This window comes from Gordonia sp. PS3, from assembly GCF_041950545.1.
GTDB lineage: Bacteria > Actinomycetota > Actinomycetes > Mycobacteriales > Mycobacteriaceae > Gordonia > Gordonia sihwensis.
The window spans coordinates 1-14838 of the sequence record NZ_CP169524.1 but is presented as its reverse complement, the minus strand read 5'-3'; the positions used below and the strand labels follow the sequence as shown (position 1 = coordinate 14838).

Here is a 14838-nt window from a genome sequence, read left to right as displayed (position 1 = left end):
GGCTCACGACGAGACCTTCTCCGGAGCCGGCGCCCACCCGGGCGGACCGAAGACGTAGCCGAGCTTGGCGCGCAGAGATGGGGCCTCGCGTACGTCGCGGGCGATGTTCACGTACTCGTGCGTCTGCAGGGTCCAGATGTTGTAGGTCTCGACGGGCTTGGTGAGCCCGTAGTGCGGCCGGTCGAGTTCGGGCTGGAACGAGCCGAAGAGCCGGTCCCAGACGATGAAGGTGCCGCCGTAATTGCGGTCGAGGTATTCCGGATCGCTGCCGTGATGCACTCGGTGGTGCGAGGGCGTGTTCATCACGAACTCGAAGGGTTTCCACATCTTGTCGATTCGCTCGGTGTGGATCCAGAACTGATAGACGAGGTTCAGCGAGTACACGGCGAAGACCACCGCGGGCGGGACGCCGAGCAGGGGGAGGGGCGCCCACATGATGATGCCCATGCTGTTGTTCCACTTCTGCCGGAGCGCCGTCGCGAAATTGAAGTACTCGCTGGAGTGGTGGGCTTGGTGAGTGGCCCAGACCAGGCGTACCCGGTGGGCGATCCGGTGCTCCCAGTAGAAGAGGAAGTCGAGGGCGACGAAGCCGATCACCCAGGTGTACCAGGCGTCGACCGGCAGATGCCACGGCGCGACGTACGCGAACAGCGCGCTGTACCCGAACAGAGCGACGAACTTCCAGAAGGCCGACGTCCCGATCGAGACGAGTCCCATCAGGATCGACGTCCGCGCGTCCCTGCGCTCATAGGCGCCCTTGGGCGGCCGGCCGTCGCCGTCCTCCCGCTCCAACTTCGCCGCGGCGTAGGTCTCCAACAGCAGCAGAACCGCGAAGAACGGGATCGCGAGCACCGTCGGCTCCCGCATCGGTTCGGGCAGGAAGTCCAGCAATCTCCACCCCTCCAGAACGCACGGACGGATTGTTCTCGTCCGAATTATTTGACACAGTACCGTGTCAGATATGCGGTGCCAACCCCTGGCCCGAATCGCCTCGGCGGTAGAATCTGATTCGATGAACAAAAACAGTGGTGGGCGAACATACGGGGGTGTGTCCGCCGCGGAGCGACAGAAACAACGACGATCCGCGCTCGTCGAAGCGGGTGTGGAGTTGTTCGGCACCGAGGGATACGTCAACGTCTCGGTCAAGAAGATCTGCGACGAAGCCGGTCTGACGCAGCGGTACTTCTACGAGTCGTTTCCCGACCGAGTGAATCTTCTTGCAGCGGTGTACCAGCATTGCGTCGACATCGCTCGCAGCGCGACGATCGCCGCGGCCACCGAGGTCATCGATCGTGCCGGCGTGGCCGACGGACCGGTTCCGGCGGCTGTCATCCCGATCCTCGCCGAGGAGGCATTGGGCGGCTTCATCAACAGTCTCGTGGAAGATCCGCGGCGGGCGCGGGTCATCCTCATCGAGGTGGTCGGCGTGGCACCCGAGATCGAGAAGTTGCGGCTCGGCGCCATTCACGACTGGGCCGATCTGATCGCCGGATTCGCGAGCAACGGACGGCCGACCACTCCGAAGCAGAAGCTCGCGGCCATCGGCCTCGTCGGCGCCATCACGCAGTTGCTCGTCGACTGGCAGATGGCACTGACCGACCCGATCAACGAGCAGGCAGGCCCCGATCTGTTCCAGGTGGACTCGGTCCACGAGGTGGTCACCGAGATGTTCGTCGCCACCTACGACAAGATCTTCGGCTGAGCCTGTCGCATCGGGCGACGGTCAGCGGTTCGCTGTGAGACGCTCACGGATCCGTGTGCACGCGTCGTCCAGTTCCGCGATCACGAACAACCACTCCGAACCATCACCGAGGGTGAGACACAGACGATCGGCCTTGCCGCCGGAGAGCAGTCTGCCGGTTCCCGGCGCCGACCCGACGGCTGCCACGAACTTCAGCGCGACCGAGAACCGCGCGCCGGCGGCTCGCTTCGACTTCGGCTCGAAGACGACGTGCGTCTTGGTCAGCGCCAGCTCACCGGGAACGGCCATCCGGCCCATCGATCGGGCGGCCCGCCAAGCGGCCAAGGGCTTGTCGTCGCTCATGAGACCAGCCTAGTAAGAGCTGCGGCGACAACGGCACCGAGGCGGACAGAGCCTCGAGAACACACTCTGATGTGCATAAGTCGGCTTCACCGCGCGATTCGTCCACAGGTTCGCCAACAACCATCCACAAAGTGAGGAAAAGCTCGAATCCGGCACTGTTTCGCGCTTAGTGTCGTCGCATGACTCGGGGGATCATCGATCAGAAGACCGATGCGCACTTGCTTCGCGCACACATCGGGGGCGACGCCGGAGCGTTCCGCGAACTGTACGAACGGCACCGGAATCATCTCTGGGCCATCGCCTTACGCACCACAGGCAATGAGGACGACGCCGCGGACGCGATGCAGGACGCGTGGATCTCCATCTACCGCACGGCCACCTCCTACCGAGCCGACGCCTCGGTGTCGAGCTGGTTGCACAAGATCGTCGTGAACTCCTGCCTCGACCGCCTGCGCCGCATCCGCTGTCACGAGACCATGCCCCTCATCGAGTTCGAGTCGGCACTGCTCGCCGACGAACGCGACTACACGGTCGGGATCGACGTCGGACTGTCGATCGGCCGAGCTCTCGACGTACTGCCGCCCGACCAGCGGGACGCCGTCATTCTCGTCGACTATCACGGATACTCGATCCGTGACGCCGCGGCGATCCTGTCGGTGGCCTGCGGGACGGTCAAGAGCCGCTGCTCCCGCGGCCGGGCCAAGCTCGCGATGGTTCTCGAGTATCTGGACGATGACTGTTAGGGCTCCGACCGACTCACCGGAGATCATCGCCGGAACCGATTCGTCGGCACGTGCGTCTAAGTAGTGTGGATGGCGACGACGGACGATAGGCGATTCTCAAAGATCATGGTTCCTTCAGCGAAGCACCGGGCGGGCCGCCCCGCGCCTGAGCCGCCGTACTCGACGGAGCTGCTGGCGGATCTGCACGCGGACGCACTCGAGCCCGAGGTCGCCGCACACGTCCGGAGTCGGCTCGCCGCCGATCCGCACGCCGCTCAAGTGCTCGCCGCGCTCGATCGCGTGCAGACCGAGCTGCGAGAACACGGGCAGTCGGCGGCGCCGATGCCCGATGCGATCGCGGCCCGTCTCGATTCGGTGATCGACCGACTCATCGGTGGCTGAACCGTCGCGCCGAACGGCTCCTCGGTGAGGTGCGCCGCACCGGAACGCACACGCGGGAACATCGCGCCATACTCTGGTGTTGACTGATGCGTCTGCCCGGCGTCATCGCACGATGCAGGCCGCACCGAGCGGACTACGCGACAACGGAGGATTGATGAGCGACAACCAGAACCAGATCCATGACGTGATCATCGTCGGGTCGGGGCCTGCCGGCTACACGGCGGCGATCTACGCTGCCCGGGCCGAACTGTCGCCGTTGGTCTTCGAGGGCATCTCCTTCGGCGGCGCCCTCATGACGACGACCGAGGTCGAGAACTTCCCCGGCTTCCAGAAGGGGATCCAGGGTCCCGAACTGATGGACGAGATGCGCGAGCAGGCGCTCCGCTTCGGAGCCGACCTGCGCATGGAGGAGGTCGACGCCCTGCGGCTCGAGGGCGAGATCAAAGAGGTCGAGGTCGCAGGCGAAGTCCACCGGGCTCGCAGCGTCATCCTCGCGATGGGGGCGGCGGCACGTTATCTGAACGTCCCGGGCGAGCAGGAACTGCTCGGCCGCGGTGTCTCCGCATGCGCCACCTGCGACGGCTTCTTCTTCCGGGACCAGGACATCGCGGTGGTCGGTGGCGGCGACTCAGCGATGGAGGAAGCGACCTTCCTGACCAAGTTCGCGAAGTCGGTCACGCTGATCCACCGCCGCGACGAGTTCCGCGCCTCGAAGATCATGCTCGAACGCGCTCGCGAGAACGAGAAGATCCGATTCATCACCAATGCGACCGTCTCGGCGGTCAAGGGCGAGAACACCGTCACCGAACTGGAGCTCACCGACACCGAGACCGGAGAGGTCCGGACGCTCGACGCGACGGGAATGTTCGTCGCGATCGGTCACGATCCGCGAAGCGATCTCGTCAAGGGACAGGTCCAGCTCGACGACGACGGTTACGTCAAGGTCGTCGGCCGCACCACGTACACCAACCTTCCCGGCGTCTTCGCTTGCGGCGATCTCGTCGACCACACCTACCGACAGGCGATCACCGCCGCCGGCAGCGGCTGTTCGGCCGCTATCGACGCCGAACGATGGCTCGCCGACCAGGCCCACGCCTGACCGAACCTCACGCCGGCCATCCGAGCCGACGACCATTCAGGAGGAAGAATGTCTGAGAACACCGTTGCAGTCACCGACGCGACCTTCGCCGGCGACGTGATCGAGGCCTCCGGGTCCAAGCCCGTCCTCGTCGACTTCTGGGCCACCTGGTGCGGCCCCTGCAAAATGGTGGCTCCGGTGCTCGAGGAGATCGCCCGCGACAACAGCGACAAGCTGACCGTCGCGAAGGTCGACGTCGACCAGAACCCGAACGTCGCCCGCGAGTACCAGATCATGAGCATTCCCACGCTCATGCTCTTCTCCGGCGGTAAGCCGGTCAAGACCATCATGGGCGCCAAGCCCAAGGCGGCTCTGCTTCGCGAACTGTCCGACGTCCTCGCCTGACATCGCTGACGATCGGCCCACGCCCGCACCCGGGCCGTGGGCCGATCGTCACAGAACGGCGCGATCATTTGTCGCGCCCGGCGCTGGCTGAGAGAATGGTGCGAGTCTCGGATCAGCAATGCCTCGGTCCGGGTCGGCGGTATCGAGAGAGTGGGAAGTACGTATGCAGGTGTTGCGTCTGGGGGACCACGGTTCTGCGGTAGCCGAGATCAGGGCCATTCTGGCCACCCGTGGATTACTGCCCGACGCTGCACCCACCCCGCCGTCCACCACGCAGGGCCCCTGGTCGCCGCCCGAGGCGGTCTTCGACAAGGACTGCGACCGTGCGGTGCGCGCCTTCCAGCAGGAACGCGGACTGATCGTCGACGGGATCGTCGGATACGCCACCTACACCGCCCTGCGCGAAGCCTCGTACCGTCTGGGCGCCCGCATTCTGCTCTACCGGCTCTCCGCGCCGATGACGGGCGACGACGTCGCCACGCTCCAGTCGCGCCTGCAGAATCTCGGCTACTACCACGGACTGGTGGATGGAATCTTCAGCGAGGTGACGCACCACGCCGTCTGCCTGTACCAGACCGAGTACGGTCTCTCGTCCGACGGCATCTGCGGTCCCGCGACGCTGCGATCACTGGAACGTCTCGGCACCCGCGTCACCGGCGGATCGCCGCACGCGATCCGCGAGGAGGAGCACGTTCGCAAGTCCGGTCCGCAGCTCACCGGCAAGCGCATTCTGATCGATCCCGGCGACGAGAGCCCCATCGGGAACGAGAACACCCTGCTCTGGGATCTGGCGGCCCGTCTCGAGGGCCGCATGTCCGCCGCGGGTATGGAGACATTCCTGTCGCATGACGCGAAGACGACTCCGACCGACGACGACCGTGTGCGGGTGGCCAATCTCGCCGATGTCGACCTGATGATCTCGTTGCGAACCGGCCACTACCCGAACGAGAAGGCCAGCGGGCTCGCGACGTTCTACTTCGGCAACACGCACGGTTCCTACTCCACGATCGGGCGCAATCTCGCCGGGTACATCCAGCGGGAGATCGTGGCACGCACCGGCTTCCTCGACTGCCGCAGCCATCCGCGGACCTGGAACATCCTGCGCTCCACGCGGATGCCGGTCATCGTGATCGAAGCCGGCTACATCACCAATCCTCACGACGCAGCGCAGCTGAGCGACCCCGCCATCCGCGACACCATCGCCGAAGCCGTCCTGGTCGCAGTCAAGCGACTGTACCTGCTCGGTGAGAACGACCGGCCGACCGGAACTTACACGTTCGCCGAACTCCTTGCGGCAGAACAGGTCACCGGCTGACTGATCGGGTCCGCCAGCATTTCCGCCGGCGGGGTCTCCACCAGTTTCCGGAGCGCACGCTCCACCTGGCTCTTCCAACCCAGGCCCTCGTCGAGTTCGAGCCTCAGACGCGGCAGGTACGGGTCGTCGGCGACCACCTCGAACCCGAAGTCCGTCAGCAGTCGGGTCGGCAGAATGCACCGGCGGCACACGTCAGCGGCCAGGCCGCTGCCGAGAAGCAACGTCACCAGATCCATCGCGAGGGACTCGTCGTCGCCGCTGAAACCGAACGCCTCCACCGCGCGCACTCCGCGCCGGACGAGGTCGGCCACGACGGCGTCGAGCAGCGCCGTCGACTCGCTCTCGAAGCCCGGTTCCATGCGAATCGTAGTGAGTAGAACGGCATCCGCACCGACCGGGGCGGTGGGGAAGTGCTGCGCGCGGGGCACCCGTCCCGGCGGGGAGTAGAAGGCGGCACCGACGACTCGTCCGGTCGTGGGTTCCACAGCGACCTGACAGCACACACCCCACTCCAGCAGCAGTCCCGACAGCCACGCCTCTTTGTCGAACTCACTCTCGGGTCCGGCGGAGTCGGTGCGCCTATCACCTCCGGTGATCACCGTGTCGATCGCGGGCGACCCACCGGTCCGATCGACCTCCCAGAAGACGCAACGACGGGAATGCAGCGGCAGAGTCTCGAAGTCTTCGAGCTCCAGTGGCACCACAGACAGACCCATCGCTGCGGTCTCCTCCTTCTCGCGGCGGAAGATCGTCAAGGTTTCGCGTCACCCAGGGACGCCGTCACAGTGACGAAACAGCCGCGTATTCTCGTATACCCCTTTGCGGGACTACTTTTCGGTCTGTTCGGCGATCACGTTGACGATCCGCTCCAGATCGTCGACCGATCCGAATTCGATCGACACGCGTCCCTTCCGCTTACCCAGGCTCACCGTCACCTTGGTATCGAGACGATCGGACAGCCGGTTCGCCACATCCTGCAGTCCCGGCATCTCCATCGGCTTCCGCTTCTTCGCGGCGGGCTTGTCGTCGACGCCGTCCCGATTCGCGAGAGTGACCGCTTCCTCTGTGGCTCGGACCGACAGTCCCTCCGCGACGATCCGCGCCGCCAGTGCCTCCTGTGCGTCGGCACCCGCTTCCAGAGCGAGGAGTGCGCGAGCATGCCCGGCGGAGAGGACACCGGCCGCAACCCTGCGCTGGACCGGAATCGGGAGCCGCAGCAGCCGGATCATGTTGGTGATCACCGGGCGTGATCGACCGAGCCGAGTGGCGAGCTCTTCGTGTGTCACGTCGAACTCTTCGAGCAACTGCTGATAGGCGGCGGCCTCTTCGAGTGGGTTCAGCTGTGCTCGGTGAATGTTCTCCAGCAGAGCGTCTCGGAGCAGATCGCCATCCGGGGTCTCCCGAACGATGGCCGGGATGGTCTCCAGGCCCACATTGCTGCCGGCGCGCCACCGTCGTTCGCCCATGATGAGCTGATAGCGCGCGCCATTCGCGCCGGGGGAGGGGAGCTCCCGCACCACGATCGGTTGCATGAGACCGAACTCCCGAATCGAGTGCTCGAGTTCGGAGAGCGCCTCCTCGTCGAAGACTGTGCGCGGCTGCTTCGGGTTCGGCTCGATATCGCTCGGTGCGATCTCACGGTAGACGGCGCCGATCTCGTCTGCTCCACCGCTCGCGGAAGAGGCCTGTGACGCTGAGGGCGCGGGACCGGTCGGCGCGAGGAGATCCGACGATGGCTTCTCCGCCACCGCAGCACCGACCTTCGGTGATCCGCCACCGATGACGACGTCCGCGGCGGCGGAACCCATCTTCGTGGTATTCACACCGTGATCGTCATCGCTCGGCCCCGTAGGAATCAGTGCTGCCAGACCTCGTCCCAGACCTCCGCGACGTTGAGTGTCTCGCTGACTCATACCGTTCCTCCTACAGCAGCGCCTCGCTCCGCCAGCTCACGGGCGGCGTCGAGATAACTCATGGATCCACGTGAACCCGGGTCGTACTCGATGATCGTCATACCGAAGCCCGGAGCTTCGGAGACCTTCACACTGCGGGGAATGATCGTCGACAGCACCTTGTCGCCGAAGTGATTCCGAACCTCCGCAGCCACCTGATCCGCGAGCTTGGTGCGGCCGTCATACATGGTCAACAGAATGGTCGACACATGCAGTTCCTTGTTCAGATGTGCCTGGACGAGTTCGATATTCCGCAGCAGCTGGCCCACGCCCTCGAGCGCGTAATACTCGCACTGGATCGGAATGAGGACTTCACGGGCCGCGACCATCGCGTTGACCGTCAACAGCCCGAGCGACGGAGGGCAGTCGATCAGCACGTAGTCGATCTCGAGCTCGGCCAGCACGGCCGGATCGAGGGCATTTCGCAGGCGACTCTCGCGCGCTACGACGGAAACCAACTCGATCTCGGCGCCGGCGAGATCGAGAGTTGACGGCACGCAGTACAACCGATCGTTCGCCGGCGACTTCTGGATCGCTTCCCGCAGCGGCACGTCGTCGAGAAGCATCTCGTATACAGACGCGATTCCCGGCTTGCGATGGTCGATGCCCAGGGCCGTACTCGCATTACCCTGCGGATCGAGATCGATGACCAGGACCCCGAGGCCGTGCAGCGCGAGGCCGGCCGCAAGGTTCACGGCGGATGTCGTCTTTCCGACTCCACCCTTCTGGTTCGCGATAGTCATCACCCGCGGCTGTGGCGGTCGGGGGAGCCTGCCGGTGCCGCCGGGGGTCAAAACCTGGCTCGCGCGGGCTGCTGCGGTCGCTATCGGGGTGTCGTCGTAGCTCTGCACTGGCGGTACTGGTGGCGTTTCACGTGAAACGCTGGGCTCGTGGTTGGGCACCCCGGAACTCCTTCGGTCAGTGCTTCCATTGTGCGCCCTCCGGCGAAATGACACCAATTCTTGAGCCTCCATCAGTTCCGGCGGGCAGCCCGACGGGCCGCCCGCGCATCACGTGCTGTCTCATTCCGCCGCCCGACTATCAACGTGGTCGGCGTCTCCAGCATCGTCCCGCATTGAGCCACTGCCAGATCCCGGATCCCGGACCTCATCACCTTCTCCCAATCGCGAGCGATCTCGTCAGGCGCAGACTGCCCCTTCAATGCGACCAATCTGCCGCCTCCTCGGATCAGGGGAGCGGACCATTTCGCCAGCCGTTCCAGCGGCGCGACAGCCCGCGACGTGACTACATCCGCCGGCTCCACGGCCTTCAGCACCGCCTTCTCTTCGGCGCGACCGCGTACCACCGTCACGTTGTCGAGTGGAAGCCCGGAGACCACTTCCTCAAGAAAGGTGGTCCGGCGAAGCAACGGCTCGATGAGAGTGACCGCCAAGTCCGGACGAGCGATCGCGAGGGGGATACCGGGCAAGCCCGCGCCGGACCCGATGTCGATGACGCTCGCACCATCCGGAATCTCCTCGGAGACAACGGCACAGTTGAGCAGGTGCCTGGTCCAGAGTTGCGGCAGTTCACGGGGACCGATGAGTCCGCGGACCACGCCCTCCTCAGACAGAATCTGCGCGTACTTCTCGGCCGGCGGCAGTCGTTCGCCGAATATGGCCGCAGCGATCTCCGGCGTCGATTCGGCAGCCGCCGGCGTCGGGTCATCCTCTGACATCTATTCATCCCTTCGATGTTCCACGTGGAACACGGCCGTTGTGGTGCCCGATCGGTTGAGTGGTTTCACGTGAAACCCGCTCCGCTCGCGAGCCGCGATCCTGAAGCACGCAGCAGATCCACGATCGAGACAACTACCGGCCACCCTGCTAGGGGAGCGGACACGCTCAGGGCAAGCACACATCTGAGGACAGACTTCGCACCGTAGCCGGACAGCCTCATTCAGTTTAGTCCGCACCGACCCGCCACCCGACGTCGGGAACCGATTTCCACAGGTTGCCGATCTAACCCACAACCTGACGCCACCCGTCGACCGGAGCTTCAGCCCCTGGTCTTGTTCCACGTGAAACACAGGGCCAGCCGCGAACAGCGCTGATCGAGCTGGACAGTCGGACGCGGGCGCGGGTTTCACGTGAAACGCGCTCAGAGCATCTGATGACGCCGACCCGGAGAATCACACTGACGTAAGTCAAAACAACCGAATGGGAGAGTTTCAGACAAGGCCTTAGACCCTGGACCCATAAAGTCACTGTGTCGAAAAGACGATCCCCGCGACACCCTGTTGTCAGAGCGTTGCGGGGATCGTCTGCGGATATCCAACCGGGGCTAACCCCGGATCAGGGGAGTCGTCATTCCTTGATGACGACCACACGGCGGTTCGGCTCCGCCCCCTCACTCTCGCTGTAAACTCCGTCAACCGCGGCGACGGCGTCGTGCACGATCTTCCGCTCGAAGGGAGTCATCGGGTCGAGCGACTCACTCTCGCCCGAATCCCGCACACGCTCGGCGACCTCGTTGCCGATGCGAGCGAGACGGTCGCGGCGATCAGCACGCCAGCGGCTGATGTCGAGCATCAAGCGGCTGCGGTCACCGGTCGACTGCTGCACAGCCAGTCGCGTCAGCTCTTGGAGTGCGTCGAGCACCTCGCCGTTGCGACCGACGAGCTTGGTCAGGTCCTTGCCGCCGTCGATGCTGACGATCGCTCGGTCACCGTCGACGTCGAGATCGATGTCGCCGTCGAAGTCGAGAATGTCGAGCAACTGCTCGAGATAGTCGCCGGCGATCTCGCCCTCCTCGACCAACTGATCCTCTTCATCGATCTCGTCGAGATCAGCGTCCTGCTCGATGGGCTCCACAGGATCGACCTGTTCAGTGTCGTCACTCGACACAGTCTGGTCCGTCATCTTCTACCTCACTTAATGGAAACGTCTGAATGAGTCGCGGCGCCGTCAACGGCCGCCGGGCCGACCCTTCTTCTTATTGCGCTTGCTGCCGGATTTCCTGGCTCCGCCCGGCTTCGCTTGACTCGGCTTCTGCCCGGGAGACGGCTTGTTGGCCGCCGGCTTGGTCGTGCCCTGGCGCTTGGCTGGACTCGACTTCTTGCCGCCGGCGGACTTCGTCTCATCTGACGCGTCGTCCACTTCACCGTCGACGACCGCAACCGTGGTCGGTGCCCTCTTCGTCTTGTCGGGTCGGGCGCCGGGCTTCGGTGCTGCGGCCCTGAGCCGCTCTTCCTTCGCGGCCTTCGCCTCTTCTTCTTCACGTGCGATGCGTCCGAAGACGATGTGCTGCTGGCCGTAGGTCCAGAGGTTGTTGCTGACCCAGTACAGGAGGATGGCGACCGGGAAGAACGGACCAGTGACCAGAATGCCCAGCGGGAAGACGTACAGTGCGAGCTTGTTCATGATCCGTGTCTGAGGATTGTCCATCGCCTCAGCACTCTGCCGCGCGACCGAGGCCCGCGAGTTCATATGCGTGGCGATCGAGGCCACGATCATCAGCGGGATCACCACGGCGGCGATCTGCCAGCGCGAGAAGTCGATGGGCTGGCCAGGATCGACGAACGCCTTGAACTGGTCGACCGGTTCGGTGATGTACGACGAGAGCGGAACACCGAACAGTCGCGCATCCAGGAAGTTCTGCACCTGGTCGGCACTGAAGACGTAGTTGGCGGTATTGCGGGTCTGCTCGGCAGTCATGCCGCCGCTGGCCGAACCGCCGATCGGCATCGAGGTGCCCGCACCCATCCGGTTGAACGAACGCAACACGTGGAACAGACCGATGAAGACCGGGATCTGCATGAACATCGGCAGACACCCGAGGAGGGGATTGAAGCCGTGCTCCTTTTGGAGCTTCTGCATCTCCTCGGTCATCTTGACCCGGTCGTTGGCGTACTTCTTGCGAATCGCCTGCATCTGCGGGTTGATTTCCTGCATCTGCTTCGTCGTGCGGATCTGCTTGACGAACGGCTTGTACAGAATCGCGCGGAGGGTGAAGACCAGGAACACCACCGACAGGGCCCACGCTATTCCGTCCCAGCCGGGGGAGTTCGGCATGATGCTGTCGAACAGCCAGTGCCAGACCCACATGATCCAGGACACCGGGTAGTAGATGAAGTTGAGCACGGCTCACTTACCCCTATCTGAAGTTGGTGCGGTGGCACCACTGTTTGAAGTCTTGCTGCGCAGCCACTCCACGGGTCCTCGTTCGGGGACCGGGTCGTAACCGGGCTTGTGCCACGGGCCGCACTTCAGCAGGCGCCACGTCGCGAGTACCGAGCCCCACACGAATCCGTGTTTGTCGAGCGCTTCGACGGCGTAGCCGCTGCAGGTGGGTTCGAACCGACAGGTGGGCATTCGAGTCGGCGAGATCCACGTCCGGTAGAGCTCGATGACGAAGATCAAGCTCGCCCGCGGGAGACGATAGAGCCGCTGTCCGAGACTCATGGGACGACCGTTCCCCGGTCCGCACGCGCACAGGCAGCGGCCACCTTGCGGTGGGCGAACGCGCCGCGCAGCGTCTCGGCCAGTTCGGAACTCGAACGATCCACGATTCCGGGGTGCGCTCGCAGTACCACGAAGGTCTCCGGCGGGAGCACCGAAGGCGCACTCTCGGCGAAGGCACGACGAAGGCGTCGTGCGGTCCTGTGACGGATCACGGCGTTACCGACCTTCTTCGAGATGATCAGGCCGAGCCACGGCCCACCGTGCAGGGCCACGTCCGGGCGCAATCGACTCCCGTCCGGCCACGCCGGTGCGACCGGCGCCACGTGAACTGTCAGATCACGTGCCGAAACCCGCACACCCTTGGAGAGTGTGCGGGTGAAATCGGACTTCCTAGAAATCCGCGCCGAGTCGGCCGACACCGATTGCCCGGGCCGGATTCGCGACTCAGGCGGTCAGCTTGGCGCGGCCCTTGGAACGACGTGCGTTCACGATGGCGCGACCGGCGCGAGTCCGCATACGCAGACGGAAGCCGTGCACGCGAGCGCGACGACGGTTGTTCGGCTGGAAGGTGCGCTTCCCCTTGGCCACTGGAAACTCCTCGTGTTGGAACTGCAGGCGGTCTTCGGCCCCTCATGGATCGGCCGGGGCCGAGCTCGTGATGAGCGCGCGTTACCGCAGTCCATGTACAGGCGACCTTTCGAGGGTACTGGCCCCCGGAAACCAAATCAAACGACGGGTTACCTGCAGATATCTCCAGACCCGAATTACACCTGTGGGATTTGTTCACAGAACAATCCACAGGTGTGGACAACTTTGTGGACAACTCGCGCCGAGACCCGCGTTCGTGGCACCCTCTAGGTCTGAAACGATCCGATTCGACCAAACGAGGGGGAGCCAGTGACCGGCGACCGGGAGTCATTCTCCGACATCTGGAACGCAGTCGTCGCTGATCTGTCGGCCAACACCGGTCCGGCCGAGGTGGAGCCGCTCACCCGACAGCAACGAGCCTGGTTGTCGCTGGTCCAGCCGCTGACGATGATCGAAGGATTCGCACTGCTGGCCGTCCCCAACACGCTCGTGCAGGAGCAGATCGAACGGAATCTGCGCGACGCGGTGCGCCTCACACTCAGTCGACACCTCGGCCAGAGCGTCGACATCGCGGTCCGCGTCGCCGAGCCGGAGGAGATCTCTCCCCAGCCCGTGGATGGTGCGGAAGCGGCTGGGGATACTCATCCACACTCAGGCGCCACAGGTGCAACAAACGTCACACCGGAACCATTCGTTCCGAGCTCCCCGTACGACGCCGCGAACGCCGCCGGCCCGGCGATCCCGACACCGACCTATCCCGCGAGTCCCGCGATCCCGTCCGACGAGCAGCTCGCGGCGCTGAACTACCCGCAGTCGGCGCCGCCGTCGCGTCCGGTGGAACCGCGCGAGTGGTCGAACTACTTCGAGCAGCGAGAGACGAGCGCACCAGACAACGGCACCACCTCACTGCATCCGAAGTACACCTTCGACACCTTCGTCATCGGCGCGTCGAATCGATTCGCACACGCCTCGGCCGTGGCCGTGGCCGAGAATCCGGCGCGCGCCTACAACCCGATGTTCATCTGGGGCGAGTCCGGCCTGGGCAAGACCCACCTGCTGCACGCCGCGGGCCACTACTCGCAACGACTCTTCCCCGGCATGCGCGTGAAGTACGTGTCGACCGAGGAGTTCACCAACGACTTCATCAACTCTCTGCGAGACGACCGCCGCGTCGCCTTCAAGCGCAGGTACCGCGACATCGACATGCTGCTGATCGACGACATCCAGTTCCTGGAGGGCAAGGAGGGCATCCAGGAGGAGTTCTTCCATACGTTCAACACGCTGCACAATGCGAACAAGCAGATCGTCGTCTCCTCCGACCGGCCGCCCAAGCAGCTCGCGACACTCGAGGACCGGCTCCGCACCCGGTTCGAGTGGGGCCTCATCACCGACGTCCAGCCACCGGACCTGGAGACGCGCATCGCGATCCTCCGCAAGAAGGCCCAGATGGACAAGCTCGCGGCACCCGACGACGTCCTCGAACTGATCGCGTCGAAGATCGAGCGCAACATCCGCGAGCTGGAGGGCGCCCTCATCCGAGTGACCGCGTTCGCCTCGCTCAACAACACAGAACTCGACATCACCCTGGCAGAGGTGGTGCTCAAGGCGCTGATCCCGGACTCGGGTCCGATGGACGTGAGCGCCGCGAGCATTGTGGCGGTGACCGCTGACTTCTACGATCTCTCGATCGACGATCTCTGCGGTCCGAGCAAGGTCCGTGCACTGACGCTGCCGCGGCAGATCTCGATGTATCTGTGCCGTGAGCTGACGGATCTGTCGTTGCCGAAGATCGGTGAGACCTTCGATCGCGACCACACCACGGTGATGCATGCGGACAAGAAGATCCGCAAGGAGATGCATGAGAACCGCAACATCTACGACCAAGTGCAGGAGTTGACCGCGCGCATCAAGCAGCGCGCGAACCGCTGA

At 64.4% G+C, this 14838-nt stretch carries 18 protein-coding genes; 7 read left to right on the top strand and 11 right to left on the bottom strand.

Annotated features, from left to right (window positions below; genetic code table 11):
* Window positions 1-3: 3 nt before the first annotated feature.
* Window positions 4-891, bottom strand: a complete 888-nt coding sequence (locus ACE11G_RS00090; protein ID WP_375003273.1) for a sterol desaturase family protein — start codon at window positions 889-891, stop codon at window positions 4-6.
* A gap of 121 nt (window positions 892-1012) precedes the next feature.
* On the opposite strand from ACE11G_RS00090, the gene ACE11G_RS00085 reads away from it, so the two are divergent.
* The gene (locus ACE11G_RS00085; RefSeq protein ID WP_045537099.1) at window positions 1013-1702 is read left to right on the top strand and encodes a TetR/AcrR family transcriptional regulator; all 690 of its coding nucleotides are present in this window, start codon (window positions 1013-1015) and stop codon (window positions 1700-1702) included.
* A gap of 21 nt (window positions 1703-1723) precedes the next feature.
* Here the strand turns inward: ACE11G_RS00085 and ACE11G_RS00080 are convergent, their stop codons facing one another.
* Window positions 1724-2044: a hypothetical protein gene (locus ACE11G_RS00080; protein ID WP_006896753.1), complete on the bottom strand. Its 321-nt coding sequence runs from the start codon at window positions 2042-2044 to the stop codon at window positions 1724-1726.
* 179 nt (window positions 2045-2223) lie between these two features.
* Here ACE11G_RS00080 and sigM point away from each other — a divergent pair, with 179 nt between their 5' ends.
* The 5 genes from sigM to ACE11G_RS00055 all read left to right on the top strand — a co-directional run bounded on the left by sigM (window position 2224) and on the right by ACE11G_RS00055 (window position 5966).
* Window positions 2224-2787, top strand: a complete 564-nt coding sequence (sigM, locus tag ACE11G_RS00075; protein WP_006896754.1) for an RNA polymerase sigma factor SigM — start codon at window positions 2224-2226, stop codon at window positions 2785-2787.
* A gap of 105 nt (window positions 2788-2892) precedes the next feature.
* On the top strand, window positions 2893-3168 hold the full coding sequence (locus ACE11G_RS00070; RefSeq protein ID WP_375003271.1) for a hypothetical protein: 276 nt from the start codon (window positions 2893-2895) through the stop codon (window positions 3166-3168).
* Between the two features lie 154 nt (window positions 3169-3322).
* Window positions 3323-4267: a thioredoxin-disulfide reductase gene (gene trxB / locus ACE11G_RS00065; RefSeq protein WP_006896756.1), complete on the top strand. Its 945-nt coding sequence runs from the start codon at window positions 3323-3325 to the stop codon at window positions 4265-4267.
* Between the two features lie 48 nt (window positions 4268-4315).
* A complete protein-coding gene (trxA, locus tag ACE11G_RS00060; protein ID WP_006896757.1) occupies window positions 4316-4651 on the top strand; it encodes a thioredoxin in 336 nt (111 codons plus the stop codon).
* Window positions 4652-4814: 163 nt separating this feature from the next.
* The gene (locus ACE11G_RS00055; protein WP_045537103.1) at window positions 4815-5966 is read left to right on the top strand and encodes an N-acetylmuramoyl-L-alanine amidase; all 1152 of its coding nucleotides are present in this window, start codon (window positions 4815-4817) and stop codon (window positions 5964-5966) included.
* Here ACE11G_RS00055 and ACE11G_RS00050 read toward each other — a convergent pair.
* From ACE11G_RS00050 to rpmH, 9 genes are all read right to left on the bottom strand, one after another.
* Window positions 5921-6682 (bottom strand): hypothetical protein, encoded by a 762-nt coding sequence (locus ACE11G_RS00050; protein ID WP_045537124.1) that lies wholly within the window; start codon window positions 6680-6682, stop codon window positions 5921-5923. The two genes, ACE11G_RS00055 and ACE11G_RS00050, sit on opposite strands and share 46 nt — an antisense overlap.
* Window positions 6683-6793: 111 nt before the next feature.
* Complete coding sequence (locus ACE11G_RS00045; protein WP_006896760.1) at window positions 6794-7879, bottom strand: ParB/RepB/Spo0J family partition protein; 1086 nt, start codon at window positions 7877-7879, stop codon at window positions 6794-6796.
* Window positions 7876-8820 carry a ParA family protein gene (locus tag ACE11G_RS00040; RefSeq protein ID WP_081598115.1) on the bottom strand — a complete coding sequence of 315 codons (945 nt, stop codon included), beginning with the start codon at window positions 8818-8820 and terminating at the stop codon, window positions 7876-7878. The genes ACE11G_RS00045 and ACE11G_RS00040 overlap by 4 nt, the downstream gene beginning before the upstream one ends.
* Before the next feature lie 71 nt (window positions 8821-8891).
* Window positions 8892-9596: a 16S rRNA (guanine(527)-N(7))-methyltransferase RsmG gene (gene rsmG / locus ACE11G_RS00035; protein WP_062367449.1), complete on the bottom strand. Its 705-nt coding sequence runs from the start codon at window positions 9594-9596 to the stop codon at window positions 8892-8894.
* Between the two features lie 628 nt (window positions 9597-10224).
* Window positions 10225-10779, bottom strand: a complete 555-nt coding sequence (locus tag ACE11G_RS00030; RefSeq protein WP_006896763.1) for a R3H domain-containing nucleic acid-binding protein — start codon at window positions 10777-10779, stop codon at window positions 10225-10227.
* Window positions 10780-10824: 45 nt separating this feature from the next.
* Window positions 10825-12000, bottom strand: a complete 1176-nt coding sequence (yidC, locus tag ACE11G_RS00025; RefSeq protein WP_006896764.1) for a membrane protein insertase YidC — start codon at window positions 11998-12000, stop codon at window positions 10825-10827.
* A 3-nt stretch (window positions 12001-12003) separates the two neighbouring features.
* The gene (gene yidD / locus ACE11G_RS00020; protein WP_082781294.1) at window positions 12004-12321 is read right to left on the bottom strand and encodes a membrane protein insertion efficiency factor YidD; all 318 of its coding nucleotides are present in this window, start codon (window positions 12319-12321) and stop codon (window positions 12004-12006) included.
* Window positions 12318-12740, bottom strand: coding sequence for a ribonuclease P protein component (rnpA, locus tag ACE11G_RS00015; RefSeq protein ID WP_062367451.1), 423 nt, complete (start codon window positions 12738-12740; stop codon window positions 12318-12320). Before rnpA ends, yidD begins: the two co-directional genes overlap by 4 nt.
* Before the next feature lie 25 nt (window positions 12741-12765).
* Window positions 12766-12909 (bottom strand): 50S ribosomal protein L34, encoded by a 144-nt coding sequence (gene rpmH, locus ACE11G_RS00010; RefSeq protein ID WP_006896767.1) that lies wholly within the window; start codon window positions 12907-12909, stop codon window positions 12766-12768.
* A gap of 309 nt (window positions 12910-13218) precedes the next feature.
* On the opposite strand from rpmH, the gene dnaA reads away from it, so the two are divergent.
* Complete coding sequence (gene dnaA / locus ACE11G_RS00005; protein WP_375003265.1) at window positions 13219-14838, top strand: chromosomal replication initiator protein DnaA; 1620 nt, start codon at window positions 13219-13221, stop codon at window positions 14836-14838.